This is a genomic window from Jiangella gansuensis DSM 44835 (assembly GCF_000515395.1).
Classification (GTDB): domain Bacteria; phylum Actinomycetota; class Actinomycetes; order Jiangellales; family Jiangellaceae; genus Jiangella; species Jiangella gansuensis.
This window is the reverse complement of record NZ_KI911782.1, coordinates 4,264,800-4,289,701: the sequence shown is the minus strand read 5'-3', so window position 1 is coordinate 4,289,701 and position 24,902 is coordinate 4,264,800. Positions and strand designations below refer to the sequence as shown.

The 24,902-nt window shown below is 66.6% G+C and carries 17 protein-coding genes and 2 pseudogenes; 9 read left to right on the top strand and 10 right to left on the bottom strand.

What is annotated here, in order from left to right:
- Nucleotides 1–148: 148 nt before the first annotated feature.
- Nucleotides 149–1,486 (top strand): Gfo/Idh/MocA family protein, encoded by a 1,338-nt coding sequence (locus JIAGA_RS31150; protein WP_051426301.1) that lies wholly within the window; start codon nucleotides 149–151, stop codon nucleotides 1,484–1,486.
- Nucleotides 1,487–1,528: 42 nt separating this feature from the next.
- Here the strand turns inward: JIAGA_RS31150 and JIAGA_RS0120185 are convergent, their stop codons facing one another.
- The 4 genes from JIAGA_RS0120185 to JIAGA_RS0120170 form a co-directional block, all read right to left on the bottom strand.
- Entirely contained in the window at nucleotides 1,529–2,200 is a 672-nt protein-coding gene (locus tag JIAGA_RS0120185; RefSeq protein WP_026877064.1) for a FadR/GntR family transcriptional regulator, read from the bottom strand.
- A gap of 171 nt (nucleotides 2,201–2,371) precedes the next feature.
- Entirely contained in the window at nucleotides 2,372–3,658 is a 1,287-nt protein-coding gene (locus JIAGA_RS31145) for a mandelate racemase/muconate lactonizing enzyme family protein (RefSeq protein WP_035812776.1), read from the bottom strand.
- A complete protein-coding gene (locus JIAGA_RS33350) occupies nucleotides 3,655–4,587 on the bottom strand; it encodes a dihydrodipicolinate synthase family protein (RefSeq protein WP_051426300.1) in 933 nt (310 codons plus the stop codon). The genes JIAGA_RS31145 and JIAGA_RS33350 overlap by 4 nt, the downstream gene beginning before the upstream one ends.
- Nucleotides 4,584–5,957, bottom strand: a complete 1,374-nt coding sequence (locus JIAGA_RS0120170; protein ID WP_157553351.1) for a mandelate racemase/muconate lactonizing enzyme family protein — start codon at nucleotides 5,955–5,957, stop codon at nucleotides 4,584–4,586. The genes JIAGA_RS33350 and JIAGA_RS0120170 overlap by 4 nt, the downstream gene beginning before the upstream one ends.
- Nucleotides 5,958–6,312: 355 nt before the next feature.
- Here JIAGA_RS0120170 and JIAGA_RS0120165 point away from each other — a divergent pair, with 355 nt between their 5' ends.
- Nucleotides 6,313–8,652, top strand: a complete 2,340-nt coding sequence (locus tag JIAGA_RS0120165; RefSeq protein WP_169738901.1) for a DUF4838 domain-containing protein — start codon at nucleotides 6,313–6,315, stop codon at nucleotides 8,650–8,652.
- A gap of 8 nt (nucleotides 8,653–8,660) precedes the next feature.
- Here JIAGA_RS0120165 and JIAGA_RS31135 read toward each other — a convergent pair whose 3' ends face one another.
- Nucleotides 8,661–9,692 carry a GDSL-type esterase/lipase family protein gene (locus JIAGA_RS31135; RefSeq protein ID WP_051426299.1) on the bottom strand — a complete coding sequence of 344 codons (1,032 nt, stop codon included), beginning with the start codon at nucleotides 9,690–9,692 and terminating at the stop codon, nucleotides 8,661–8,663.
- Nucleotides 9,693–10,033: 341 nt separating this feature from the next.
- Between JIAGA_RS31135 and JIAGA_RS0120155 the strand changes: the two genes are divergently transcribed.
- Genes JIAGA_RS0120155 through JIAGA_RS31115 form a run of 6 tightly spaced genes read left to right on the top strand, consistent with a single transcriptional unit; the run spans nucleotide 10,034 to nucleotide 15,454 of the window.
- Nucleotides 10,034–10,912 carry an NAD(P)-dependent oxidoreductase gene (locus JIAGA_RS0120155; RefSeq protein WP_026877061.1) on the top strand — a complete coding sequence of 293 codons (879 nt, stop codon included), beginning with the start codon at nucleotides 10,034–10,036 and terminating at the stop codon, nucleotides 10,910–10,912.
- Nucleotides 10,909–11,691: an amidohydrolase family protein gene (locus JIAGA_RS33345; RefSeq protein ID WP_051426298.1), complete on the top strand. Its 783-nt coding sequence runs from the start codon at nucleotides 10,909–10,911 to the stop codon at nucleotides 11,689–11,691. The genes JIAGA_RS0120155 and JIAGA_RS33345 overlap by 4 nt, the downstream gene beginning before the upstream one ends.
- Nucleotides 11,688–12,647, top strand: a complete 960-nt coding sequence (locus JIAGA_RS0120145) for a Gfo/Idh/MocA family protein (RefSeq protein ID WP_026877060.1) — start codon at nucleotides 11,688–11,690, stop codon at nucleotides 12,645–12,647. Before JIAGA_RS33345 ends, JIAGA_RS0120145 begins: the two co-directional genes overlap by 4 nt.
- 1 nt (nucleotide 12,648) lies before the next feature.
- A complete protein-coding gene (locus JIAGA_RS31125) occupies nucleotides 12,649–13,386 on the top strand; it encodes an NAD-dependent epimerase/dehydratase family protein (RefSeq protein WP_051426297.1) in 738 nt (245 codons plus the stop codon).
- On the top strand, nucleotides 13,383–14,189 hold the full coding sequence (locus tag JIAGA_RS31120; protein ID WP_051426296.1) for a creatininase family protein: 807 nt from the start codon (nucleotides 13,383–13,385) through the stop codon (nucleotides 14,187–14,189). Before JIAGA_RS31125 ends, JIAGA_RS31120 begins: the two co-directional genes overlap by 4 nt.
- Nucleotides 14,186–15,454, top strand: a complete 1,269-nt coding sequence (locus JIAGA_RS31115; protein WP_035812774.1) for an aspartate aminotransferase family protein — start codon at nucleotides 14,186–14,188, stop codon at nucleotides 15,452–15,454. The genes JIAGA_RS31120 and JIAGA_RS31115 overlap by 4 nt, the downstream gene beginning before the upstream one ends.
- A 225-nt stretch (nucleotides 15,455–15,679) precedes the next feature.
- On the opposite strand, the gene JIAGA_RS0120120 is transcribed toward JIAGA_RS31115, so the two are convergent.
- From JIAGA_RS0120120 to JIAGA_RS0120105, 3 genes and pseudogenes are all read right to left on the bottom strand, one after another.
- On the bottom strand, nucleotides 15,680–16,942 hold the full coding sequence (locus JIAGA_RS0120120; protein ID WP_026876777.1) for an IS256 family transposase: 1,263 nt from the start codon (nucleotides 16,940–16,942) through the stop codon (nucleotides 15,680–15,682).
- A 358-nt stretch (nucleotides 16,943–17,300) separates the two neighbouring features.
- Nucleotides 17,301–17,715, bottom strand: a pseudogene (locus JIAGA_RS34000) (IS30 family transposase); the annotation flags it as partial.
- Between the two features lie 28 nt (nucleotides 17,716–17,743).
- A complete protein-coding gene (locus JIAGA_RS0120105; protein ID WP_026877059.1) occupies nucleotides 17,744–20,038 on the bottom strand; it encodes a DUF4838 domain-containing protein in 2,295 nt (764 codons plus the stop codon).
- Between the two features lie 610 nt (nucleotides 20,039–20,648).
- Here JIAGA_RS0120105 and JIAGA_RS0120100 point away from each other — a divergent pair.
- A complete protein-coding gene (locus tag JIAGA_RS0120100; RefSeq protein WP_084469824.1) occupies nucleotides 20,649–23,183 on the top strand; it encodes a DUF4838 domain-containing protein in 2,535 nt (844 codons plus the stop codon).
- Nucleotides 23,184–23,985: 802 nt separating this feature from the next.
- Here the strand turns inward: JIAGA_RS0120100 and JIAGA_RS0120095 are convergent.
- Together JIAGA_RS0120095 and JIAGA_RS36385 are read right to left on the bottom strand one after the other, a co-directional pair.
- Nucleotides 23,986–24,180, bottom strand: coding sequence for a hypothetical protein (locus tag JIAGA_RS0120095; RefSeq protein ID WP_026877057.1), 195 nt, complete (start codon nucleotides 24,178–24,180; stop codon nucleotides 23,986–23,988).
- A gap of 313 nt (nucleotides 24,181–24,493) precedes the next feature.
- Nucleotides 24,494–24,896 (bottom strand): annotated as a pseudogene (locus tag JIAGA_RS36385) (ArsR/SmtB family transcription factor).
- Nucleotides 24,897–24,902: the final 6 nt, after the last annotated feature.

The following is a 24,902-nucleotide window of genomic DNA, read 5'->3' as shown; positions in this document are numbered from 1 at the left end:
AGATACGTCAAGGGTCCTAGGTCCTCGACCAGGCGCCACTCTCAGTGTGCTTGCGCTCTATTTTGGCGGAGCCATCCGCTAACATAGGACCTACCTTTTGTCCGTTCAGACATGGCGCAGTCATCTGCCAACCGAAGTGGAGCCTTCGATGTCTAATGAACTCACCGCCTATCGCCGGCCGCCGGAGTCGAGCTTGCCGACCGGCCCGCTGCGGGCGGTGATCGTCGGTGCCGGGCACAGAGGCTTGCATTACGCCACGTACGCCACGACTGCGCCCGACGACCTCGCGATCGTCGGAGTAGTCGATCCCAACCCCCTCCGGCAGAGCGAGGCCGCCAGACGCTTCGGCGTGCCGGCCGCCCACCGGTTCGACTCGGTGGACGAACTCATCGCGCACGGCAAGATCGCCGACGTCGCGATCAACGCCACGATGGACGATCTTCATCTCGCGACCGCCGTTCCCTTACTGAAGGGCGGCTACGACCTCTTGCTCGAGAAGCCCATCAGCACGTCCGCCGAAAACGTCATGGCCCTCCAGCGCGAAGCCACCCGATACGGCCGAACAGTGCTCATCTGCCACGTCCTGCGCTACGCCCCCTTCTATGTGCGGATCAAGGAGCGACTCGCCGCCGGTGAGATCGGCGACATCATCAACATGCAGCTGGCCGAGCATGTGAGCTACCACCACATGGCCGTGGGCTTCGTCCGTGGCAAGTGGGGCAACGCGGAGGTCAGCGGATCGTCCCTGCTGATGGCGAAGTCATGCCATGACCTGGACCTCTTGGTCTGGATGAAGAGCGGGATCCCGCCGCGACGGGTCACCAGCTTCGGTGACCGGTCGTACTTCCGAGCCGAGCGGGCGCCTGCCGGCGCGGGGACCCGCTGCCTGGTCGACTGCTCCATAGAGTCCGCTTGTCCCTACTCGGCGCGCAAGAACTACATCGACCAGGACCTGTGGGGCGTCTACGCCTGGCAACCGATCGAACGCCCGGACGGCAAACCCTCCTACGAGGACAAGCTGGCGTCTCTGCGCAACGACAGTCCTTTCGGCCGCTGCGTGTGGCATGCGGACAACACGGTCGTCGACCATCAATCGGTCATGGTGGAGTTCACCGACGGGGCAACCGCCACCCTCAACGTCGTCGGCAACACCGCCAAGCCGTGCCGGACCATCAAGATCGTCGGCACCAAAGGCGAGATCGAGGGCGTTCTCGAGGATGGGCATTTCGTCGTGCGCACCTTCGACGCCAGGCCCGGTCATGAGTACGCGGAGGAGCACGTCCGCTTCGACATCAAGGGCGAGATGCATGGCGGCGGCGATATGCGGCTCGTCGAGGACTTCGTCGACATCGTCCGGCACAAAGATCCGTCGATCTCCGCCACCACACTCGACGATTCCGTCGCCGGGCATCTGCTCGGATTCGCCGCGGACCGGTCGATGCGGGAACAACGCTGGATCGAACTGAGCGACCACGTGACCGCCTGATCGTCCGCACGCCCCGTGTGGGGCGGAGATCGGCGCGACAGGTCACATGGCCTGGAAGGTCTGCCGCACCCGCTCGAGGTGGGCGCGCATGGCCTGCTCGGCCAGGAAACTGTCTCGAGCCTCCAGCGCCCGCAGAATCGACCGGTGCTCGCGGTCGCTGATCTCGTGGGTGCCGCCGGCGTGCTCGGTCAGCTCCTGGCCGCGCCGCCGCTCCTCGGTGAGCGTGGCGGTGAGCACTTCGAGGATCGCGTCGAAGAACCGGTTGCCGGAATGCCGGACGATGGACCGGTGAAAGGCGAGGTCGAGATCGACTCGCGACGAGGACGTCACGTCCTCGGCCTCGGCCTGGTCGAGAATTTCGGACAGTTTGGCGAGATCCTCGGCGCTCAGGCGCGGCGCAGCGCTCCCGGCCGCTCGGGTCTCGATGGCCTGACGGAGCTCCAGCAGTTCGTGGATCGCCTCCGAGTCACCAGCCACCGCATGCTGAAAGTAGCCGAGAACTCCGACCGGGCGCAGGCTACTGACCACCGCGCGCTTGCCCTGGCGGGTCCAGATCACGCCCTGCTGACTCAGCAGCCGCAGCGCGTCCCGGACGACCCGCTGACTGACGCCGTACTCGTCGGCGAGGCGGGACTCGGAGGGCAGCGGATCACCCTCGACGAGCGACTCTCGGCGGATATACTCGGTGATCTTGTCCGCGACGCTAGAGCCCATGAGGACTCGCTCGCCGCGGCCTCGAGCTTCCTCCGCGTCGACACTCGCCGCACCAGCCCTCTGCGCTACCACGCACATCACCCTTCACCCGGAGATCTCAGCCATCCTATCGCAAGGTGAGACTTAGGGCTCTAGTCTCCAGGTGGTCCTGCCGGCGCCGCCGTCACCCACTCATTCCCAGTTCGGGAGCGCGAGATCCATGTCCCACACCGGCGCACGCTGTAGCCGCTGGTGGATCTGGTCGAACTCCACCGAGTGGTTGTCGTCGCGCAGGGTCAACGTCGCATGCCGCGGCTGCACCGGCATGTTCCGGTCGTCCCGGCAGTCCCGCCATAGCTGGAGCATGTCCGCGTAGTACCGCCGCCGGCCGTCGCCGATGTCGAACTCCAGGATCCGCCGTGGCGTGGCCGGCACCTCGGAGGTGTCGACGCGGTACCTCTCGAGCGCGTCGTCGTCGACGGCGACCCCGAGCCCGGGCATTTCAGGGGTCCGTGCCAGGCCGTTGCGGATCTCGATCGGCTCGACGATCAGATCGTCGGCCACGGTGTTCATCCCGGTGACCATGGGCCAGGTCGCATGGCTCAGCACGGCACCCAGATGCAGCGTGAAGGCCGTGGTCAACCCGGTCCCGACCACCTGGAGCCAGAAACTCTTGTTGAAGCTCGCCGCGAGATGGCCCTGCCGCATCATGCCGCTGACCCCTGCCCCGAACACCACGAAGGCATCCAGCGAGTCGTCTCGCATCCAGACCGGAAAGAGGTCCTTGCGGAAGTGCTCGGCCAGCGGCCGCGGCGACTGAGCATGCAGACGGGCATGGCCGATGACGTCGTCCTGCCGGATCGGGCTCTCGAACAGACCGATCCGCGACCACTGGTCCAGCTCACGCAGCACGGGCAGTGCCTCTCCCGGACTGCGCAGCATGCCGTTCCAGTCGATGTCGATCAGATAGTTCTCGGGGGCGACGTCGCTGATCGCGGCGACCTGTTCGCGCACGTCGAACCACGGCCTTGCCTTGATCTTGTGGGCCAGGTAGCCCTCGGCGACCGCATCCCGCGCTTCGAGGGCGAGCAGTCCGGGCGGCATCTTGGTGTTCCACCACGATATCGGGCACCAGTCGCGGATCTTAGGGTCGCCGAGGAGCCGGTACATCGGCACCTCCAGCGCCTGGCCGACGACGTCGTACAGGGCCATCTGCAGTCCTGCGCCCAATGAGTCGTCAGCCAGGTGCTCGGCCGGGTTCGTGCCGACCACGCGGTTCACATCCGCGTCGGTCACCTGCTCCCAGGTGTAATGCACCAAGGTCTCGCCGTATCCGACAATGCCCCTCGAACTGGTCGTGACCTTGACGATCTCGATCACGCCCCACTTCGCCACCAACAGCTCGTTCCACGGCCTGACCCGCTCCCGAAACGGCACGTTGACGACAAAACGTTCGACACCGGTCACTCGTAACGTCATCCCCGACTCCTTGCACTCGACCCGACCGTGGCGGCCGTCAGCCGGGCCAGCTTCTCCAGCTCCGCCAGTTGGTCGGCGTCGAGGTCGCGCAGTGGTGGTCGACAGTAGCCGGCCGGACGCCCCCAGATGCGCAGCAGGCCACGGTAGATGGCGAGGTCGCTGGCGTCCGGGAACGGTGGATCGACCAGCAGCCTCCGGTATGGCCACAACCGGGCCCACTCGGCTCGCGCGTCTTCGACGTCGCCGCGGCCCATCGCGTCCCATATCCGTACTGCCTCGGCGGGAATGACATTGAGCAGGCCGCTCACCCAGCCGTGCGCGCCGCCGGCCAGTGCCTCCACCGGGGCCGTGGCACCGCCGTAGAGGACCCGGAACCCGTCGTCGAGCGTCGTGCGCAGCTCGTTGACCAGGTGTATCGCCGGCCCGGTGCTCTTCACGCCACGGACGACGCCCTCGCGGTACAACATTGCCAGGTCCGGAACCGACACCGCGGCCGTCGCGGCATTGGCTGGAATGTTGTACACGAGGAGCGGGATCTCCCCGGCGGCCGCGGCGATCGCCCGGTAGTGGTCCAGGACCTCCGGCCGAGCGGGACGCTGGAAGTACGGAAGCACCACCAGCGCGCCGGCCGCACCGGTGTCCGCGGCGTGCCGGGTCGCCTCGATGGTGGCCGCCGTCGAATAGTGGCCCGTGCCGGCCAGGACCGGCACCCGGCCGGCGCTGACCGTGATCGCGATCTCGAGCAGCCGGCGCCGCTCCGCATCGGTCAGCGCGATGAACTCGGCGCTGGTGCCGTTGACGACCAGCCCGTGCACACCAGCAGTGACGAGCCAGTCGAAGTGCGCCGCCATGGCCTCCTCGTCCAGCCGGCCGTCGAGGTCGAACATCGTCAGCGGAGCCGGCCAGATGCCGGTGAAGGGCGAGCTCACCGCGTGCCGCCGCGGTCGTACTCCGGCTTGAACGGGTGCTTCAGGATGTCGTCGACGCGCAATCGTGGCCCGAGCCCCGGCTCGTCGGTGACGAGCCACTCTCCCCCGGAGACCTGCGGTGCCCCGTCGGTGTACCGATCCCAATAGACCATCTGTTGTGGCGTGATCATGGACTCGGAGATGAGGAAGTTCGGCAGCGTCGCCGCCAGCTGCCAGGTCGCCGCGCTGGCGAGGGGTCCGAACGGATTGTGGAAAGCGATGGACACGCCATGCGTCTCCGCGAGTGTCGCGATGCGCTTCGCCGCGGTGATGCCTCCGCAGAAGACGACATCGGGCTGGGCGACCGACACCGCCGGCTGCTCCAGGAACGGCGACGCGCCATAGTGGCTCGCCCAACGCTCACCGGCGGCGATCGGCGTGGACGACCGGCGCGCGACCTCGACCAGCCACTCCGGGCGCTCCGGCGGCGTCGGCTCCTCGATGAACGTAAGCCTGTACGGCGCGAGCGTCTCGGCCAGCCGGATCGAGTTCGCGACGTTCAGCCGGCCGTGGCAGTCCAGCATCAGATGCACGTCCGGACCCGTCACCTCCCGGGCCGCCTCGAAGTACTCGGCGATCAGCGGCCAGATCGAGTTCGGCAAGAGCTCGGTCTCGGTCTGCCGGGCGGGGATGGCCGCCGGCGTGTCGTGGTGCACGCTCGACACCTTCGTGTAAAAGCCGGGCAGCGTCGTCTTGATCGCGGTGAACCCGCTCTCCAGCCGATCCGCGATCTCCTTGGCGAACAGCTCCGGCGTCTCGGTGGCCCGGGCGTGCGTGTACACCGGTACCCGGTCGCGGAACTTCCCGCCTAGCATGCGATGCACCGGAACGCCCAGCGCGCGCGCATTCAGATCCCACAGGGCGATGTCGAGCGCCGAGATGCCGATCGTCAGCAGGGTGCCGCCCAGGAACGAGTCGCGATACATCCGCTCGAAATGTTGCTCGATCCGGGTCGCGTCCTTCCCCACTAGGTACTCGCCCAGCTCGTCGATGAGGGCAGCGACCGTGCGGGTCCGCCGGCGCATCGCCACCTCGGACTCCCCCACAACACCCTCGTCCGTCTCGATCCGGACATAGATCGCGTTGTAGTACCCGAACTCCGCAACCCACTTCCGGACTGCAGTGACACGCATACGGGGCCTTTCTCGAAGACATTGAGAGGTTGTCACCATATCAGACCTAGGTCTCAAGTTGGTTCCTAGCCCGCCAGCTGCCGGCGGCCCCAGCAGCCACAGATGCTCAGGATGTCGACGATCAGTGCCACGCTCCTGACGAGCGGCCCAGCACAGCGCACCGGACCCGGCTTGCTGCCCATCCCTCAGCGTTGCCACCGGTTGCAATCCGTTGCCGCGCAGGCCTTGACGGCCGTGGATCCGCCCAATAGCGTCCTGGGCCTATCAGTCCTAGGTCTTATGTCTACCACGACCTTCTAGGTGCGGACGGCACGAGTCCCACCACCACGACGCCACATCGTCAACAGACCCATGGCCGCTAGACCACCGGAGGTACTCGATGTCGCTCGATCCACGATCCGGCCCCCGCCTCTTCTCCCGCCGGCAGGCCCTCGCCATCGGCGGAGCAGGGGCCGCGGCAGCTGCGAGCGGACTCGTGTTCGCTACCACCACGTCCGCTGCCGCGACCTCCGCCGTTGACCTGCTTGTCGTGGACGGCGGTGAGGCTCGAGCGGTGGTCGTCACCGAAGACGACGCGACCGATGCGGTGCGGCACGCCGCTGACGAGCTCGTCACCTTCATCGCCAAGTCGACCGGCGTCACTCTGCCGACCGCCAGCCTGCCGTCCGACGCGCTGCCGGGTGGCCTCACCGCCATCTACGTCGGCTTCGCCGGGCCGAGTTCGCATTCAGCGCTATCAGGGCTCCTGAGGAGGTCCGTCGACGACGAGTACGTCATCGCGCCGTGCGACGGAACCATCACCATCAGGGGAGCCAACGAATGGGGAACGCTCAACGGCGTCTACAACTTCTTGGAGCGCTATGTCGGCGTCGCCTGGCTCATGCCGACGGCCATCGGGGAGGACGTACCCCAGAGATCGACCATCTCGGTCTCACCTCGTATCGTGCGTTCCCGGCCAGCCTTCTCCCAGCGTATGTTCAGCCCGCTCTTGGCCGAGCCCGGGACTGGTGGCCCGTACCCGGCACAGTACGAGTGGGCGCAACGCAATCGGCTCCAGGGCAACTACAACAAGCCGGTCGAGTTCCATCACAACCTGCACACGTTCTTCCCCGTGTCACGCTACGGCGACCGGCCGGATCTGTACGCGAACGGCATCGTTCCCGCGTCTGGTGTCGTCACCGGCTGGCAGCCTGCGTTCAGCAACCCTGAAACCGTTGACATCGTCGTCGACGACATCCTCGCCATGAAAGCTGCGGACCCGGCGCTCAGATCGGTGTCGCTGGGAGTCAACGACGGCGCCTACACGAGCTACGAGATCGGCAAGCCGATACCGGAGACCTACTACGGATGGGTGAACGAGGTCACGTCACGGGTCACCGCACAGCACCCGGACCTGAAGTTCGGCCTGCTCGCCTACCACGAGCTGGAAGTGCCGCCGCCTTTCGACCTCCACCCGTCGGTGATCCCGTTCCTCACCGAGGATCGCTATGCCTGGGTCGACCCCGTGACGCGCCAGTATCGGGAGGACCAGCTGCTCGCGTGGTCGCAACGTGCCACCGAGCTCGGCACCTACGACTACCTCTACGGATCGCCGTACGCGGTGCCTCGCATGTACCTGTCGCTGCTGGGTGAGGTCTACACGACAAGCCACGACGTCGGCGTGCGGTATCACTACAGCGAGCTGTACCCCAACTGGGGTGAGGGCCCGAAGCCATGGGTCGTTTCGCGACTGCTCTGGGAGCCCGGGGCCGACGTCACCGCGCTGGTCGACGAATGGTGCAGCCGGGCAGTTGGCGATCAAGCCGCCGCGTCGCTGAGCGCGTACTACCGGCTCTGGGAAGACGTCTGGATGACGCAGATCTCGCAGAGCCCATGGTTCATCAGGCGCCGGACCTATCAGCCCTTCGACTCGCCCAGCTACCTCTCCAGCGTCGACATCGCGACCCTGGATCAAGCCGCGTCTCTGATGGACGACGTGGTCGCCACAGCCGAAACGGCGCCGCCGGCCCAACGACAGCGCGCAACGACGCTCGCAAGGGCCCACGAGTACTACGACATCACGGCACGCCTGTATCCCCGGCCGGTACCCGTCCCCGGGGACACAGCCGCCGCGCTCGAACTCGCCCAATCCGTCCGCGACGAGCTTCCCGTCCGTGAGGCACTTGTCACCCGCCGCGCGGATTGGCTGGCCGAGGCAAGAACCGACCCCGTGCTGGTCCAACCGCTCGATCCCACCCGCGGTGGACTCACCGGCCTCTCGGCGTACAACCACTATTCGGTGTGGGCGCTGATCACCTTCATGCGAACACACGAACCATCTGGGGGCGAGGTCACCCAATGGCTCTCCGCCCACAGCGACGATCATCCGTCTTTCACACGACTGGTCAACGTGATCACGGCGGCCCTTTCGCCGGATGCCAACATCTTCACGAACCCCGGCTTCGAAGCCGACTTCGCCGGCTGGGCGACCTGGGTCACCGATACAGGCGAGTTCAGCATCTCCACCACACAATCCCGCTCCGGGAACAAGTCGTTGCAGTCGGTATCCGTAGGGCGTGGCGGACCGATTCAGCCGCTCGCCGTCGGGACGGGGATCCTGGCATCGCAGTTCTGGGTGAAGGCCGATCCGGGCATGGGCGAGGCGAGCGTCCAGTTCGCCCTGAACCTCTTCAACAGCGCAAACCAGCGTGTCGGAACGGTGCGCGGAGAATCCTTGGCGCTGAGAACGCTTGAGGGCACCTGGCGGCCGGTCACGAGTGTGGAGGAGTTCGCCCCACCCACCGACCCAGCGCGGGCCGTGGCGACCGCTCAGTTCGTCCCCGTCCTGACCGGAGTCCCCGAGGGCGCCAACGTCTGGTTCGACGACGCTGAAGCGATCTTCGTGGCCTCCTGAGGGCCGGTTCAGCCGCCGTCGAGGACTACGCGCAACCGGCCGAGAATTGACCGGGCCAGCTGAACGTATCCGTCGGGGCCGGGGTGCAGGCCGTCATGGAGTAGATGCGCCTGGTCCGGCCCGAACGCCTCGAGCCCGCGGATCAGGTGGAGGCCGTCGTCGTGCTCCGCCAGTAGGGCGACGGCCTCCTCGACATATGACCTCAGCTCCGCCAAGGTCATGCCGGTGGGTCCGGCCACGGCTTCGCGATCCGGACTGACGATCGGTGAGATCACAACGATCGGCGTACCGGGATGGCCGTCTCGGACGGTGCTCAGGAAACCCAGCACGGCCGGGAGGAACGACCGCTCGGTGAACGTGCCGGAACCGTAGACGTTGATCCCCAGGCAGGTGACGACGAGGTCGGCCGGCCGGTCCCGGATGAGGCGAGCGATCATCGGATCCACGTGGCATTCGCTGCCGAAACCCAGACAGGTCAGGTCCATGCCCAGGTCTGCTGCCACGAGCGCCGGCCACGTTCTCGACGGCGACGCCGCGGCCCGGCACTGCGTGATGGAGCTGCCGTACGTCACCAACCGGGGACGGTCTGTGTCGGGACTCCGCCGGACGTCCGCACCGGCGTTCACCGCCAGGCTCGTGAGCCGGACGTCTCCGTACTGCGGCAACCACAGCTCCACCTCTTTCATGACGGGGGCCAGTCCCGTGAAGGTGAAGGAGCCGTCACCGAGGACGGGAGCCGACGCCAGATACGTGCCTTTGACGACCAGATCGACGATCGTCGCGTCGGCCTCGTCCATGACGGTCGCCGAGCCACTGATCACTGTCGCGTCGGTACTGAATTCCAGCCGGACGCCGGCCTGCATCGCCGCCCGGCTGCGCAGCCCATCACCGGGGAAGAGCTCGATCCGGCTGAGCGGCAGTCGCCAGCCCCGCGACCACCCTGGCCCGTGTTCCACCTCGATCGTCCCGCCCCACGTCACACGGTCGTCCCGGAGGTCGATTGTCTCTGCTGGGCGCCCCGTCGTGTCGTTCAGCTGCATCAATCGTTGCCCTTCTCGGCGTGGCTTTGATCCGGAATCTGCCCTGGCGGCGAAGTCCATCGGCTACATAGGTCTTAGGTTAAGCCATGCGCACTCTCGCTGCCGCGAACGAAAGGGCACCACGGCTCTCCGAGACCGGCGCCGGTGACCACGTCCTGCCACGTGGACTTCAGCCGTCGACTTCAGCCGAGGTCGCTCACTGACAGGCCATTCCGGAACGAACAGAACAATACGTGGCCAGGTCCTAGGTCCTTCCTCTAGGATGTGGATCGTAGCTCCGTCCGCGTCGAACGGTTCGAAGCGGCGTTCTTGAACGGCCACAGCAACGTGGAGGGCGCGTAGTGAGCACGAGCACGTTCCGGATCGGCTGGATCGGGACCGGCCTCATGGGCATGCCCATGGTGCGCCACGTCGTCGCCGGTGGTCACGACGTCAGGGCCTTCGTACGCACGGCGGGCCGGTCCGACGCTCTGGCGGCGGCCGGCGCCAAGCCCGCGGGCACCGTCGCCGATACCGTCCGCGACGCCGACGTCGTCGTTACGATCGTCTCGGCGCCCGCTGATGTCGAGCAGGTCTACCTGAGCGAGGACGGCGTGCTGGCGAACGCGGCGGCCGGGACGGTGGTGATCGACATGACCACATCGGCCCCGGCGTTGGCACGCCGGCTCGCTGAAGCAGGTGCCGAACGCGGCGTGACCGTGTTGGACGCGCCCGTCAGCGGCGGCCCGGCGGGCGCCCAGGCGGGCACGCTCTCGGTCATGGTGGGTGGCGACGCCGATGGCCTGCGGCGAGTTCGACCGGTGCTCGACATATTCGCCGGCACTGTCGTCCACCAGGGCCCGGCCGGGTCCGGGCAGTTGGCGAAGCTGGTCAACCAGACACTCGTCGCGGGTGTGACCCTCGCGGCCTGCGAGGCGTTCGTGCTGGCGAGCAGCGGCGGGCTGGACCTGGAGCGAGTCTCGGAGTCCGTCCGCCCGGGCGTGGCCGGATCGCCGCTGTTCGACTTCGTCTGGTCTCGCCTCCGTGCGGGCGACCTCGAACCGGGATTCAAACTCGATCACCTCCGCAAGGACCTCGGCCTGGTGATCGAGGCCGCGGGCGACACCGAGCTCCCCGGCACCACACTCGTCACCGAGCTGGTCGACACGGTGCGCCAGCAGCGTGGCGGCGACCGCGGCACCCAGGCACTGGCCACGGCTATCACGGAGTGGCCAGCGTGATCATCGATTCTCATGTCCACGTGGGGCCGTGGAAGTATCCGCCGGTCGAGGACTACGTGCCGGCCATGGCTGGTGCCGGTGTGACACACGCGGTGCTGGTGCAGTTCGTGGGCAACCCGGACAACAGCTACCTCACCAGGTGCGTCACCGGCGCGCCGGACCGGTTCGCCGCGGTCGCCATGGTCGAGCAGGACACACCGGGTGCGGTAGAGCAGGTGGGCCGGCTCGCGCGCACGGGCGCCTTCGTCGGAGTCCGGCTGTGGGCGTCGACGAGGTCGCCCGGTGCCGACCCGCTGGCGGTGTGGCGGGCGATCGCAACCCACGGTCTGGTGGCGAGCGTTCGTGGCCCGCTGTCCGACATCGCGCGTCCGGCCTTCGTCGAGCTCGTCGACGAGCTCCCCCACCTGAGGATCCGGCTGGAGCATGTTGGGTTCACCCAGTATCCCGACGCGGCGGCCGACAGAGCGGACTTCGACCGGTTCCTCGGTCTCGCCGACCGCGCGCACGTGTACACGATGTGGTCCGGCTTCTACGCCAATAGCGGCGCCACCTATCCGTATCCGGATGCTGATCCGTTTCTCCGCGATGTCGTGTCCGCGTTCGGTGCTCGCCGGATCACCTGGGGCGGCGACTGGAACCAGCCCGATCCCGCGCCGGGCCACTACGCCGCCGCGGTCCGGCACGTGACCGAGCGGCCGTACCTGACCGCCGCGGACAGAACGTGGATCCTCGGCGGGGCGGCACGGGAGCTCTTCGGCTGGCCCAGGACCACGCCATGAGGACCAGAATCGGCATCGTCGGCGCCGGCGCGATGGCCGAACAGCATGCCATCGCCATGCGCGACGCCGGCGCGGAGATCGTCGGCGTCGCGGATCCCGACCACGGGCGCGCCGCCGCGCTCGCGGACACCGCCGGCGCTGGTGCTGGCACCGCGACGGCATACGGCAGCGCCCAGGAATTGTATGCACACCCCGGTATCGACGCCGTCGTCGTCGCCTCGCCCAACGAAACGCACGCCGCCCAGACGATCGCCGCGCTGAACGCGGGCCTGCACGTGCTGACCGAGATCCCGGTCGGCATGAGCCTGGCGGAAGCAGAGGCCGTCGCCGACGCGGCCGTGCGCTCCGGCCTGCAGGTCGCGGTCGCCCACACATTGCGGTACTGCTCGCCGTACCGGCAGGTTCGTGAACTCGTCGACGCGGGCCGGCTCGAAATCCGGCACATCGTCGCCCGCACCCTGATGCTGCGCCAAGAGAACACCGGCGTTGCTGGCCGGCGCCGGACCTGGACCGACGACGTCCGCTGGCATCACGGGGCACACACGGTCGACGCTGCTCTGTGGTTGCTGGCGGCCGACGACGCCACGGTCACCGGGCAGCTGGGCCCGGCCTGGCCACGTAGCGGCCGGCCGATGGACGCCGGCATCGTGCTGTGCGCCCCGGGCGGCGGTGTCGCCACCATCGCCTTGTCGTATCACTCGCGGGTCGCCGCCCGCGACCTGACGATCATCGCCGAGGGCATCACGCTGCGGATCGACGGCCCGCGCCTGCTCTCACCCGACGGCGTCATCGCCGACTGCGGCAGCGCGGCGGCGATGGAACGGGCCGGGTTGACCCGTCAGGACGAGGACTTTCTCACCGCCATCGTCCACGGCCGCCGCCCAGAGTGCACCGTCCAGGACGTGTTGCCGACGATGCGCGCGCTCGATCGACTCAGCACCACGACGGAGGCATGACATGCGGCTCCTCGTCATCGGAGGATCAGGGGACGTCGGCCGCCTGGTCGTGCCGGCGCTGGCCGAGCGGCACGAGTTGCTCCTGTTCGACATCGTCCCGCCACCGGAGCCGGTGCTCGGTGAGTACGTACCGGGCAGTGTGACTGACCCCGACGCGCTGCGCGCCGCCGTACGCCAGCGGGACGCGATCGTCTATCTGGCCATGGGGTCCAAACAGGGCTGGGGCACCACCGCCGCGTGGGCGGCGTCGAACTTCGACGTCAACGTCACGGGCGTCCACCTGACCCTCTGGGCGGCCGCGGAGGCCGGCATCACGCAGATCGTCCATACGAGCTCGGCCTCGGTGTTCGCCGACTACACGGCCCTTGACCACGCTGCGGGTCCCGAGCCCGACGCTGACGACACCTACGGCCTGTCCAAACGGCTCGGCGAGCAGGTGTGCGCCGCAGCCGCCCGCAGGAACGGCATGTCGATCACCGCCCTGCGCCTGGTCGGTCCGATGCCCGACGACGAGTGGCAGGCCGACGATACCCCCCTCCGCGACGTCGTCACCGCCGGCAGCGACGTCGCCAGTGCCTACCTCGCAGCGCTCGAGCATCCGCGGCCCGGCTTCCACACGTACCTCGTGACCGGTGACGCCGACGGACGCACGCTGGATTGGTCCGCCACCGAGGCGGACCTGGGCTGGCGGCCTCGGGCCCGGCGTTCCTCCGACGCGGGAAGGACGGGCAACGCGTGAGCACCGTCCTGTTGGAGCACCTGACCCGTGACGACCTCGCCGCGATGGCGGCGGACACGACGGTGGTAGTCCCCCTCGGGTCGACCGAACAGCATGGGCCACACCTACCGGTCTGCACCGACACCGCCATCGTGTCCGAGATCGCCCAGCGAGCGGCGACCGAAGCGGCAGCCGCCGCGTCCGCCGTCGTCGCCCCCACACTGCCGTTCGGCTTCGCCCACCATCACTTGCCGTTCGGCGGAACTGTCAGCCTCGGGATGGTCACCTACCTCGAGGTTCTCACCGACATCGGCGCCAGCTTGCACGCATCGGGATTCCGGCGGGTGCTGTTCCTCAACGGCCACGGCGGCAACGACGCCGCCGTCCGGGCAGTCGGAGACCGGCTCCTGTACGAACGCGGCCTCGATCTGCACGTCGCGGGCACGTCGTACTGGACCTGCGCCGCCGACGAGCTCGCCGCCCTGGACCTCGCGGTCGATGGCCCCGTCCCGGGACATGCCGGTGGCTTCGAGACGTCCTGCCTGCTCGCCATCGCGCCCGGCCAGGTGCGGTTGGAGCGGCGACCGCCACCTGAGGGCGCCCCACGACCCCTAGCCGAGCTCGCGACTACCACGGCGACCATCCGCCGGCCGGATATCTGGCACGCCAGCGCCGGCTGCTCGGACGACTCCGCGGACGCCGACCCCGAGGTGGGCGCCGTCGCCCTGCAGGCCATCAGCAGCGCCGTCGCGCGGCTCATCGTCGGCTTCCACCACTCCAGCACGTCGCCCACGCCCACCCGACACGGACGGAACGGATCATGACTCTCACGACCTCGACCGATCTCCTCGACCGCGCCGAGAGCTCGACGCCTGGTGGCGTGCATTCCAACGTCCGCCTGGCCGGTCCGCGCACATTCATCGCCCGGGCCGCGGGGGCGCGCCTCTGGGACGTGGACGGCAAGGACTACGTCGACCACCTTCTCGGCCAGGGCCCGAACTTCCTCGGTCATGCCCCGGCGCCGGTGCTGGACGCCGTCGATCGGGCCAGCCGCGACGGCATCATCTTCGGCGGTCAGCACCGCCTGGAACTGGAAGCCGCCGAGACACTGCTCTCGACGATCGGCTGGGCCGACATGGTCCGCTTCACGGTCACCGGCACCGAAGCCGTCCAAGCCGCAATCCGCCTCGCCCGTGCCCACACCGGCCGCAGCCGAATCCTGCGGTTCGAGGGCCAGTACCACGGATGGCTGGACAACGTTCTCCTCGCACCCACCAACGGCCGCTGGGGCCCGGCATCGGCCGGACAGCTCCGCGGTGACCTGGACCACACCATCGTCATCCCCTGGAACGACACCAGCGCCGTCGACGCCGCCTTCAAGCTCTACGGCGACGACATCGCCGCGATTATCACCGAACCGGCGATGATCAATGCCGGCGCGATCCCGCCCCAGCCCGGCTACCTCGAACACCTCCGACGGACCACTACCGACCACGACGCCCTCCTCATCTTCGACGAGGTCATCACGGGGTTCCGGCTTGCCCTCGGCGGCGGCGCCGAAGCCTTCCAGATCACTCCCGACCTGGCCACGTACGGAAAGGCCATGGCCGGTGGAGTTCCGGTGGCAGCATTCGCCGGACGCGGCGACATCATGGAGCGCATCGTCACCAGCGGCGTCAACCACTCCGGCACCCTGAACGGCAACGCCATCGGTTCCGCAGCCGTCATCGCCACTCTCGCCCAGCTGCGCGACAACCCTCCCTATGAACGAATCCACGACCACGGCACGACACTCATGCGGCAACTCCCCCGCATCGCCGCCGACCACGGCTACACCCTCAACGTCCACGGCTTTCCCGCCGCGTTCCACCTCTCCTTCGGCGCCGCGGCAGTCTCCGACTGGAGATCGTTGCAGCAGCTCGACCTCGCCCAGTACGACCGATTCTCCCACCACCTCGTCGACCACGGCATCTGGGTCACAGGCCGCGGCATCTGGTACACATCCGCCGCCCACGGCCCGCAGGAACTCGCCGACGCACTCGAACGCTTCGAGACAGCCATCGCCACCTGGACAGCGGCAACCTCGTGATCCGGCGACAAACGGCAGGATGATGCACGCATTCGTCGGCGGCACATGCAGGTCCATCTGGTTCGGCTTCCGCGACAGGGCCGCGACGGGCGTCCCCGCCGGGAACTTCGCGGCGCCGACCCGGAACCAGTCATGCCACTGCCCGTTCCACCACGCGCTGTACTGAAGCGCCCAGATTCTTTGCCGGGTGTGTCTGATTAACGGTGGATCCGGTCTTGGCATCGGCTAGTTTCCGGTTGGTGTGATGCGGCCTTCGAACGTGATCGCGAACGCGTTGAGGGCCGGTTTCCACCTCATGGCCCATCGTGCCCGGCCTCGGCCGGTCGGGTCCAGCGACCGGGTCACCAGGTAGAGGCACTTCAGGGCGGCCTGTTCGGTGGGGAAGTGTCCGCGGGCGCGGATCGCGCGTCGGTAGCGGGCGTTGATCGACTCGATCGCGTTGGTCGAGCAGATCACCCGCCGGATCTCCTGGTCGTAGTCCAGGAACGGCACAAACTCCGACCAGGCGTTCTCCCACAACCGCACGATGGCCGGGTACTGCTGCCCCCAGCTGGCGGCGAACTCGTTCCAGCGTTCTTTGGCCGCGGCCTCCGAAGGTGCGGTGTAGACCGGTTTGAGCTCGCGTGACATCTGGTCCCAGTACCGGCGGGAGGCGTACCGGAACGTGTTGCGCAGCAGGTGGATGATGCAGGTCTGCACGATCGCGAGCTCCCACACGGTGGTGATCGCCTCGGGAAGCCCCTTCAAGCCGTCGCACACCACGATGCACACGTCCTGGGTGCCGCGGTTCTTGATCTCGGTCAGCACCTGCAGCCAGAACTTCGCGCCTTCACCGCCGTCGCCGGCCCACAGCCCGAGGATGTCCCGCTCGCCGGTCACGGTGACGCCGATGGCGACGTAGATCGGGCGGCTGGTGACCTGACCATCGCGGATCTTCACGTGAATGGCGTCGATGAACATCACCGGATATACGCGTTCCAGTGGCCGGGCGCACCACTCGGTCATCTCGCCGACGACCTTGTCGGTGATCCTGGAGATCGTGTCCTTGGACACCTTCGCGCCGTAGACCTCGTCGAAGTGCGCGGCGACCTCACCGGTGGTCAGGCCTTTGGCAGTCAGCGACAACACGATCTCATCGATCCCGTTCAGGCGGCGCTGCCGCTTCTTCACGATCTGCGGTTCGAACGAGGACTCGGTGTCGCGGGGGACCTCGATCTCGACCGGCCCGATCTCAGTCAGCACCGTCTTCGTGCGGGTCCCGTTGCGCGAGTTCCCGCTGTCCCGCCCGGCCCGGTCGTGCTTCTCATAGCCCAAGTGCTCGCTCATCTCCGCCTCCAGAGCGGTCTCGAGCACGTTCTTCGTCAACTGGTTGAGCAGCCCGTTCGGACCCACCAGATCGACGCCCTGCTCCTTGGCCTGCGCCAGCAACTGCTCGGCCAGCGCTTGCTGATCCACCTCGTCCGCCACGGGCTCCAGTGTCTCGGTCAAGATCAATCCTTTCCGCCAAGCACCCCTGCTCGGCGTGTCAGACCAAGACCAAGATCCACCGTTTTTCAGACAGTCCCGACAGTCCCTCTTTGCCGCTCTCATGCGGTTGCGGCTTTGGTAGAGAGCAGCGTAGTGGGCGTGCTCGTCCGCGACTCTCCGTCGGCCAGGGCCTTGTACGGTTCGTCGTGGAAGACCATGGTGCGGATGCACTCGACCTTGTAGAGGAGGTTGATGGTCTCCATCAGAGCATTGTCGTAGACGTCACCGACGCTGCCGATCGACGGCCGGATCTGTTCGAGGTCCGTCGTAGGAAAACCGGCCTGTGTCAGCACGGCCAACTGTTCGTGGTAGACCTCGGCGGAGTGCGCCAGCCGAGTGTCTTGCGTGGTCTGACGTTCAGGACCGCGGCGACGACGGCGAGGTCGTCCTCGCTCCAGCGGGACAGGTCGGTGCCCTTGGGGAAGTACTGGCGCAGCAGGCCGTTGGTGTTCTCGTTGCTGGGGCGCTGCCACGGGGAGTGAGGGTCGCAGAAGTAGACCTCGACCCCCCGTGTCGATCTTGAGCTGGGCGTGTTGAGCCATCTCGGCTCCTTGGTCCCAGGTCAGCGACCGGCGAAGCTGCTCGGGCAGCGTGGCGATCTGGGTGGCGATCGCGTCACGGACGGCTTTGGCCCCGTGGCCGGCCAGGGGCGGCCCGTTCTTCACGTACGGGGTGGCGCCGAAGCCATCCATCCGGGGCAGGTGCAGCGGCATGGTGTATCTGCTGGACCGTTGATCCTCGGGTGGTCGCTTCTTGTTCAGTTCAAGCGAACTGCCAGACCTCGTAGTCATCGAGGTAGATGTCAGCGGAGGTGACGACCATCGCTCGGGTGACGATCTGGGTCACATTCTCTGGCAGCATTTCGTACCACTCGAGATCGATCCAGCCATCGGTGAGTCCCGAGACTGGCAGTGGTTGCGAGCGTCGGGTCAGTGCGGGCGCGTTCTTGAGGTAGACGGTGTTCCAGAGCTGGACCTGCCATCCGCCGGTAGGGAAGGTGGCTGGTGTCCCTGGCGCAGTCCGCACTTTCACCCGTACTCGTACGGGTCCGCTTTTGAGGATGACGGTCCTGTAGACCAGGCTGAGGGATCCGGCCGGGATGAGGAAGCTTCGTGATCCGGACGAAGCCGTCTCGGTGGTCAGGCCCGGCGTGCGAACGGTCTGATCAAACGCGGTGAGCCGCCAGACCTGAGGTGCGTAGCGGATGTCTTCCATGTCGCTGAAGTTCGACAGTTGACGATTCTTTTCAGGATCGGCGGCCGCCAGCACATAGGACGCCAACGTTGCCGTGGTGGGTTGAGCGGAGTCGACGTCGGTCCGCACGGCATCCAGGAACGCCGGCCCAGCAGGGTCTTCTCTTGCCCAATCACCCAGCGCATACACGTCTTGGAGCTGCCAACCGGTCCAGTCAATTCCGAGGGCGAGTGGCGCGTTCCACTGCTTGAGGGCCGGATCGGCGTCGAACTCTGCGATGAGTTGCCGGCGGGCGTCCGCTTGTGCAATGGCGGCCGGCTGGCGATCCTTCAGAGTCGTCCAAACCTGGTCAGCGCTCTGTCGGCTGGACACCACCGGCGGTTGGCCAGCGTAGCTGTCGACCGTGGCTGCGACCAGGTCGAAGCCACGTTGGATCATTCGCGCTCTGCGTCCGTGGACTTTGTCTGGCGACCGGGTTGCGCGCTCAACGATGCGTTTCATCAACTGCCGGCTCTTCGCTATCAGCTCAGGGCTGACCAGGTCAAGGTACGACGGGGCGTTGAAGGTGAAGTAGATCCGCCCCGTTGAGAACCAGCCGCCATCGCTTGGAACCGTCTTGAGCCAAAAGTCTTCCCATAGTGAATAGTAGTAACGCAGCAATCCGGCCGCGCTCGGCCCGACCATCCGGCGGCACCAGTCGTTGATCTCGGCGTCTAGGTCGAGGTCGACGTCCCACATCATGCGCGGAAGGAGGAAGGACTGGGGACCGGCGGAAAAGTTCGGGTACAGCTCGGTGTACAGGTAGCGGACGCCGACCGACTTGGCCCACCGATATGCCTCGAGTGTGACCCGCGACGTCGGCCGCGGCACCTGGTAGGCCGAATCCTCGAGGTAGTCGTACCAGCCGAGACTCTCGGTCCTGGTCAACCACCTCCGGGTGAGGTCTTGATCCATTCGACGGTACTCGTCATCGATCCATCCGTATCGCTCTTGGCAGAGAAACACCACGATGCTGGGATGCAGCTGGAAGGACGGCGGTTCGAGTACATGCTGATAGGCGATGGCGCCGAACTTGACGTCTGGGAACTCGGGCGCCAGACGTGCCACGAGTTCATTCAGGAATCCGTAGTAGAGCTCTGACATGTCGGGGTAGCCGAGAATGTTGCGCCGCGACGGATCGACCTCGTCGTCCGACCAACGCCCCGAGTCGTTCATGCCGAGCCCGAAGGTCTTCGCGTCCGGGTTCGCCAGCAAACGGGCGCGGGTCTCCGCGACGGCGACGTCAAGGAAGCCATCTGCGCTCAACCGTGGCTCCCACGACGTCTTGCCACCCACGGCCGGGATGACCCGGGTACCTTGCAGGATCGGGTAGAAGTCCGGCCGATAGGTCGGCAGGTTCGGATTGCCGTACTTCTCCACCGGAGCCATCGCCCACAGGCCGTGGCTCTGATCGATCAGCCAGTTGGCACGGCACTGCAGGGCCCACACCTCGCCAGGGTTCTGCGGGTCAAACCCTTCTCGCCGGTTGAACGGTGACATACACCGTTGGTCAAAGCTGGGTTTGTGCGTCCACCTACCCACGGGAACGCTGGGAACCGGACTCCTCGGCACGTCCAATCCATCAGGGCCAGGGAACAGTCTCCTGGCTCCGAGGAGCTGTTCGCAGAACATGGAAACCCCGTTGGCGGTCCCCTCATCGCTGGCCCCGACTATCGTGATGACATCCGGCTGGACAGTGATGACGGCTCCGCTTGTGCCGAGGTCCTCGATCTTCGGCGATTGCTCGCCCTGGCTGGATCCGATGCGAATCGTGAGGCCTGTGCGCGGCGCGGCGTTCTCGAGTGGCAGCTCAATTCCCGACATGGCAGCGACTACCTCAATGAGGTCCTTTGCAGCGGCGACGAGCCGAGCTGAACCTCTTGACACGACCACCGTTGCCAGAGGTCGGCCTGCCTGAACAAGGGCGATTCTCCGCCCTTGAGCTTCAGCGGTGCCGGTGCCGATCATTGCTACAGCAGCTAGGCCAGCTGAGGCACCCAGCAGATGCCTCCGCGATAGATCTCCCATGATCAACCTCCGCTTTGACACAAACACGACCCAGAGGGCTAGTTGGTTGACAGTCCGGCCTGAAAATCGTTGGTGACAGCCGCACCATCCTCCCCTGACATAGGTCCTATGTCAAGGTGGACCTTGGTTCCCGACCCCGCATCTTGTCGTCAGCCGCAGAGCCCTACTCGGCGCGAGCGGCAGCCCTGGTCACAGCAAGCATTCGACCTGCCGGCGCGACAAACAGCGCCACCGATCACAGCGACAGGGCCTAGGCCAGCCGAGACACCCAACCGATGTCTCCGCGATAGATCTCCCATGATCGCCTCCACTTCGACACAAACACGGCCCAGAGGGCTAGTTGGTCGACAGTCTGTCCAGAAAATCGTTGGTGACAGCCGCACCATCCTCCCCTAACATAGGTCCTATGTCGCCGTCGACTCCTGGATCGTCGAACCCGCATCTTGTCGTCAGCCGCAGAGCCCTGCTCGCCGCTAGCGTGGCGGCCCTGGTCACAGCAAGCACTCGACCTGCCGGCGCGACGACGCCGCTGTCGGTCGTTGACGACGGCTCGCCAGCCGCCGTCATCGTCGTGCCACCCACGCCAGCGGCGCTGGTCACCCAGGCCGCCAACGAACTCCGCAAGTACATCTCCGCAGCCTCCGGCGCAACGCTGCCGATCCTGACCGAGGCCGACCTCGCCGCTTCAGGAACCCAGTACGACGGGCAGACACGCATTTACGTCGGCTTAGTCGGATCCCTCAGCGACCCAGCCATCCCCAACGACCTGCTCAACATCGACGCAGACGGCTACATCATCCGCACCTGGGGTAACAGCGTCACACTCATGGGACCTAGCCCCTATGGCACCCGGTTCGCCGCGTCAGCGTTCCTGGAACGGTTCTTGAACGTTCGATGGCTGATGCCGACGCCAGTGGGCGAAGACGTGCCGATCATGGCAACGATCAACATGCCAGCCACGAACATCACTGCAGTCCCCTCGTTCACATCACGCCAGTTCAGCGGCGTCGATGTGGGCCCATCTGCGTCGGACAAGCGGACATGGATGACGAGGAACAGGGCGCACGGGCGTGTCGCGTTTCACCACAACCTGCACAACATGTTCCCACCAAGCGTGTACGCGGCCACTCATCCCGAGTACTACCCGATCATTAACGGGGTTCGCTACATCCCACCCGCCGACGCAACGACCGGTTATCGCCGTACAGGATGGCAGCCATCCTTCAGCGAACCCGGCACGATCGATGTCGCCGCCACGTACTTGATCAACTTCTTCGTAGCCAATCCGGGCATCAGCAGCGTGTCCCTGGGAGTTAACGATGACGGCGGGTTCTCGGAGACCGATCCCGTCGACAGCGGCGGCCCAAACTCCGTCGGACTGCCCGGCAAGTCCGAGACCTACTACGCCTGGGTCAACGCAGTCGTCGCACAGGTGGTCGCTGCCGGCCACTCCGACAAGACCTTCGGCCTACTGGCATACAAAAACGTCTCCGATCCTCCGACATTCACCCTCGACAGCCGAGTCCATCCGTTCCTGACCCGCGACAGGTATGGCTGGGTGGACAGCACGCTCGGACTACAGGACAAGGCGCTCCTGGACTCGTGGACAACAAAGGCCAGCCAACTCGGTTGGTACGACTACAACTACGGCGTCCCGTACGTCGCACCTCGGATCTACACAGCCACCATGGCCGAAACCATGGGCCACGGGGCCACGCACGGAGTCACCGCCCTGTACTCCGAGATGTACCCGAACTGGGGCGAGGGGCCCAAGCCATGGATCCTTACAAAACTGGCCTGGGACTCCACCCTGGACGAGACCAGCCTCACTCAGGAATGGTGCGATCGCGCCGTCGGGCCCCTCGCTGGGGACGACCTGGCTGCCTACTATTCAGCGTGGGAGAACTACTGGACCACAGTGGTGCCCAGCTCCGAATGGTTCGCGAGCGGCCGCGGCTCCACCTACTTCCCCCTGAACGACCCCTCGTACCTGGCTGTGGTGCCCACCACGCTGATCGATACGACAGACACCCTGATGGCTGCGGTGCAGACGAAGTCCTCCTCCGCCACACCGAAACAACAACAGCGGGCCGCGACACTTGCCCAGATGCACTCCTTCTACCGATCCTGCGTCCTGAGCTACCCGCGGCCGACCCCGGTCCCTGCGACTGCAACCGAAGCGACCGCGGTACTAGACGGCCTGGCCGAAGCCTGTGCCGCCGATGAGACCCGTAAGCAACTCCGCACCGCCTTCGCCACCGATCCCCTCCTCTACCAGCTCTCACAACCCGCCGATTGGGCGCCCCTACACCCCGACCAGCTCTGGGGAATCGTCAGCTACTGCCAGGCACACGAGCCGGAAGGAGGCGCCATCCGGGACCGTCTCACGACCGACTCGACCAGCGCCCCCAACGCCGAGGTAAGGAACTTCTCGGCTCTGGCGCTCCAGCTGACCGCTGGCTCAGCGACCCAGCGGCTGGCCAACAGTTCGTACGAAACCGTCACCTCCGGAGGAGTCGCGAACTGGAGCCTATGGGTCAAAACCACCGGAACACTGACACGCACGACCTCCCATGCACACACAGGTGCAGCAGCCCTCAAGGTTGGGCAACTGGCTCGCGGCGGACCCGTACAGGTCGTCCCCGCTCAAGCAGGTCTCCTCGTCACTCGGCTCAATCTCCAAGCGCCAGCGGGTATCTGGCGTGGCACCGTTACATTCAGTCTGAACCTCCAAGACGCGTCCGGCATCCAGATCGGCACACTCAACAACCCGCCGTTCAACGTCGCGCCGGACCCGGATTGGCAGACACTTGACGCCATCTTCATCGTCCCAGCCACCGCCGGTGGAAAGACAGTCGCCAAAGCACAAGTCATGGCCATACTCAACGGCTTCGAGGCTGATCCCGACCTTTACATCGATGACTTCATCGCCTACCAGTAGCGGCCAACCCCTTGTGCTTCAAGGCTCAGGGCACCCTCTGGGCCACGAGCCAGCGGGCATCAGCGTCGTCGCGGTCTGGCTGCTCACCCCCCGGCCGAACCCCGCGCCACCGTCACACATGCGGCGGTCAACCCTGGGGAGCGACAGGGCAGCATGACGAATCCGGTCATCCATAGCCGTCACCGTATCCGGATGGCAGCCCGGTCATTAGCGGGCTTTGTCGGGTGCCGTGCGCCGGGCTTGCTCCGCCGGCGACCCGCAACGTTCGACGGCCGGCAGAGAACTGCTCAGGGCCGCACGCGCTCAGGGTCCGAAGGTACGTCCGCCGGACCGGCCACCTTTGGGAGCTGGCTGCGCGCGGCTTCCCGGCTGAGCGGGAGACGGCGGACGATCACAGCGGACCCGAGGCGACTTGCTGGCGGCCGAGGTCGCGAGAGGTCCTGCGACGAGCACCCGACATTCTCGCGGCCAACCTCGGGCATGCCGCAGACACCGCGGTCGCCCGCGATGTCGCCGAACGCACCGATCCGCAGGTCGCGATACCTCATCCCGGGGACCCGGGGGAACACCGCGCTACGCGGGGCGAGCCGCCCAGGCCCACCTGCGCCTCGAGCCAGGCGTATAACCGGCCCGGAGCAGTAGGACGCCTCCGGCACGGTCGTGGTCGCCGGCACGCCGAGTTTCCGACACGGCTGGTCCCGGCCGCATCCCCCGCCGTCAGCCAGGCCCGTCCCTCTCAGGGCACCCGGTATACCTGCAGATGGATGGGTCACCGAACGGCGTGGGCTGCCGGGACCCAGCATCATGCGCTGAGCTGGCTCAGGCGGAGGTTCCGGCGCGAGCCTGGTGCCAGGCCGGTAGATGCGCCTCGTCGCGGGAACAGCCGGTGGTCCTTGAGCATCAGCGCGTCGTCGGCGTCGCCTCCCGCGTCGGGATCGTCGTCGTCGACCATGCCGCCCAGGGGCGGGTTGTCGTAGTCGTAGACGGCTCTGACCACTTTACTGTGCCGTTCGCGTCGAGTACCTCATCTGGCAAGGCCTCATCTGGTCCGTCAACCGCGACGACGAAGGCTGGCGCCCCCACGACGGCGGCGGCATGCACGACCCCAGCCCCCACCGGCGGCCACTACGACCACCTGCACATCACGCTGAGCTAGAGGTAAAGCGGCAGGTCGTGCCTGCTCGGCGTCAGTCAGCGACGCGGAGTGACGCCTGATCGATGACCTACTTCAATGAGCCCATCGTGCTGACGGAGGGCACCCCGGCGGTCCTTGCGTGCGATGGCGTTGAGGTGGTGGAAAATGTCGATGTTCATGACTCCCTCGGTTCCTCTCGGCTGGCGTTCGGGGTGGGGTTGGTTTCTGACGCTGCGGCTTGCTTGATGCGGCGCTCCCGCTTGCCGCGGGCGAGTTCGGTGGCCAGGGCGTCCAGGCGCTGGTTCCAGAGCCCGCGGAACTGTTCCAGCCACACATCGACCTCCTGTAGAGCTTCGGGCTCGACGACGCACAGCCTTTAGCGCCCTCGGCACGGGACTGTCGCAAACCCGCTCTCGCGCAGCACGCGCAGATGCTAGAGACCCACGGCTGTGAGATCCCGAACGCTGCATGGGTGATCGCGGACACCGACACCGCACCCGGCAGCCCGCTCGCCGTCGCCCAACAGCTCCAAGGATGCGGCGACGGACCGGGTCACCCAGGACGTCGAACGCGTGCATGCCCCA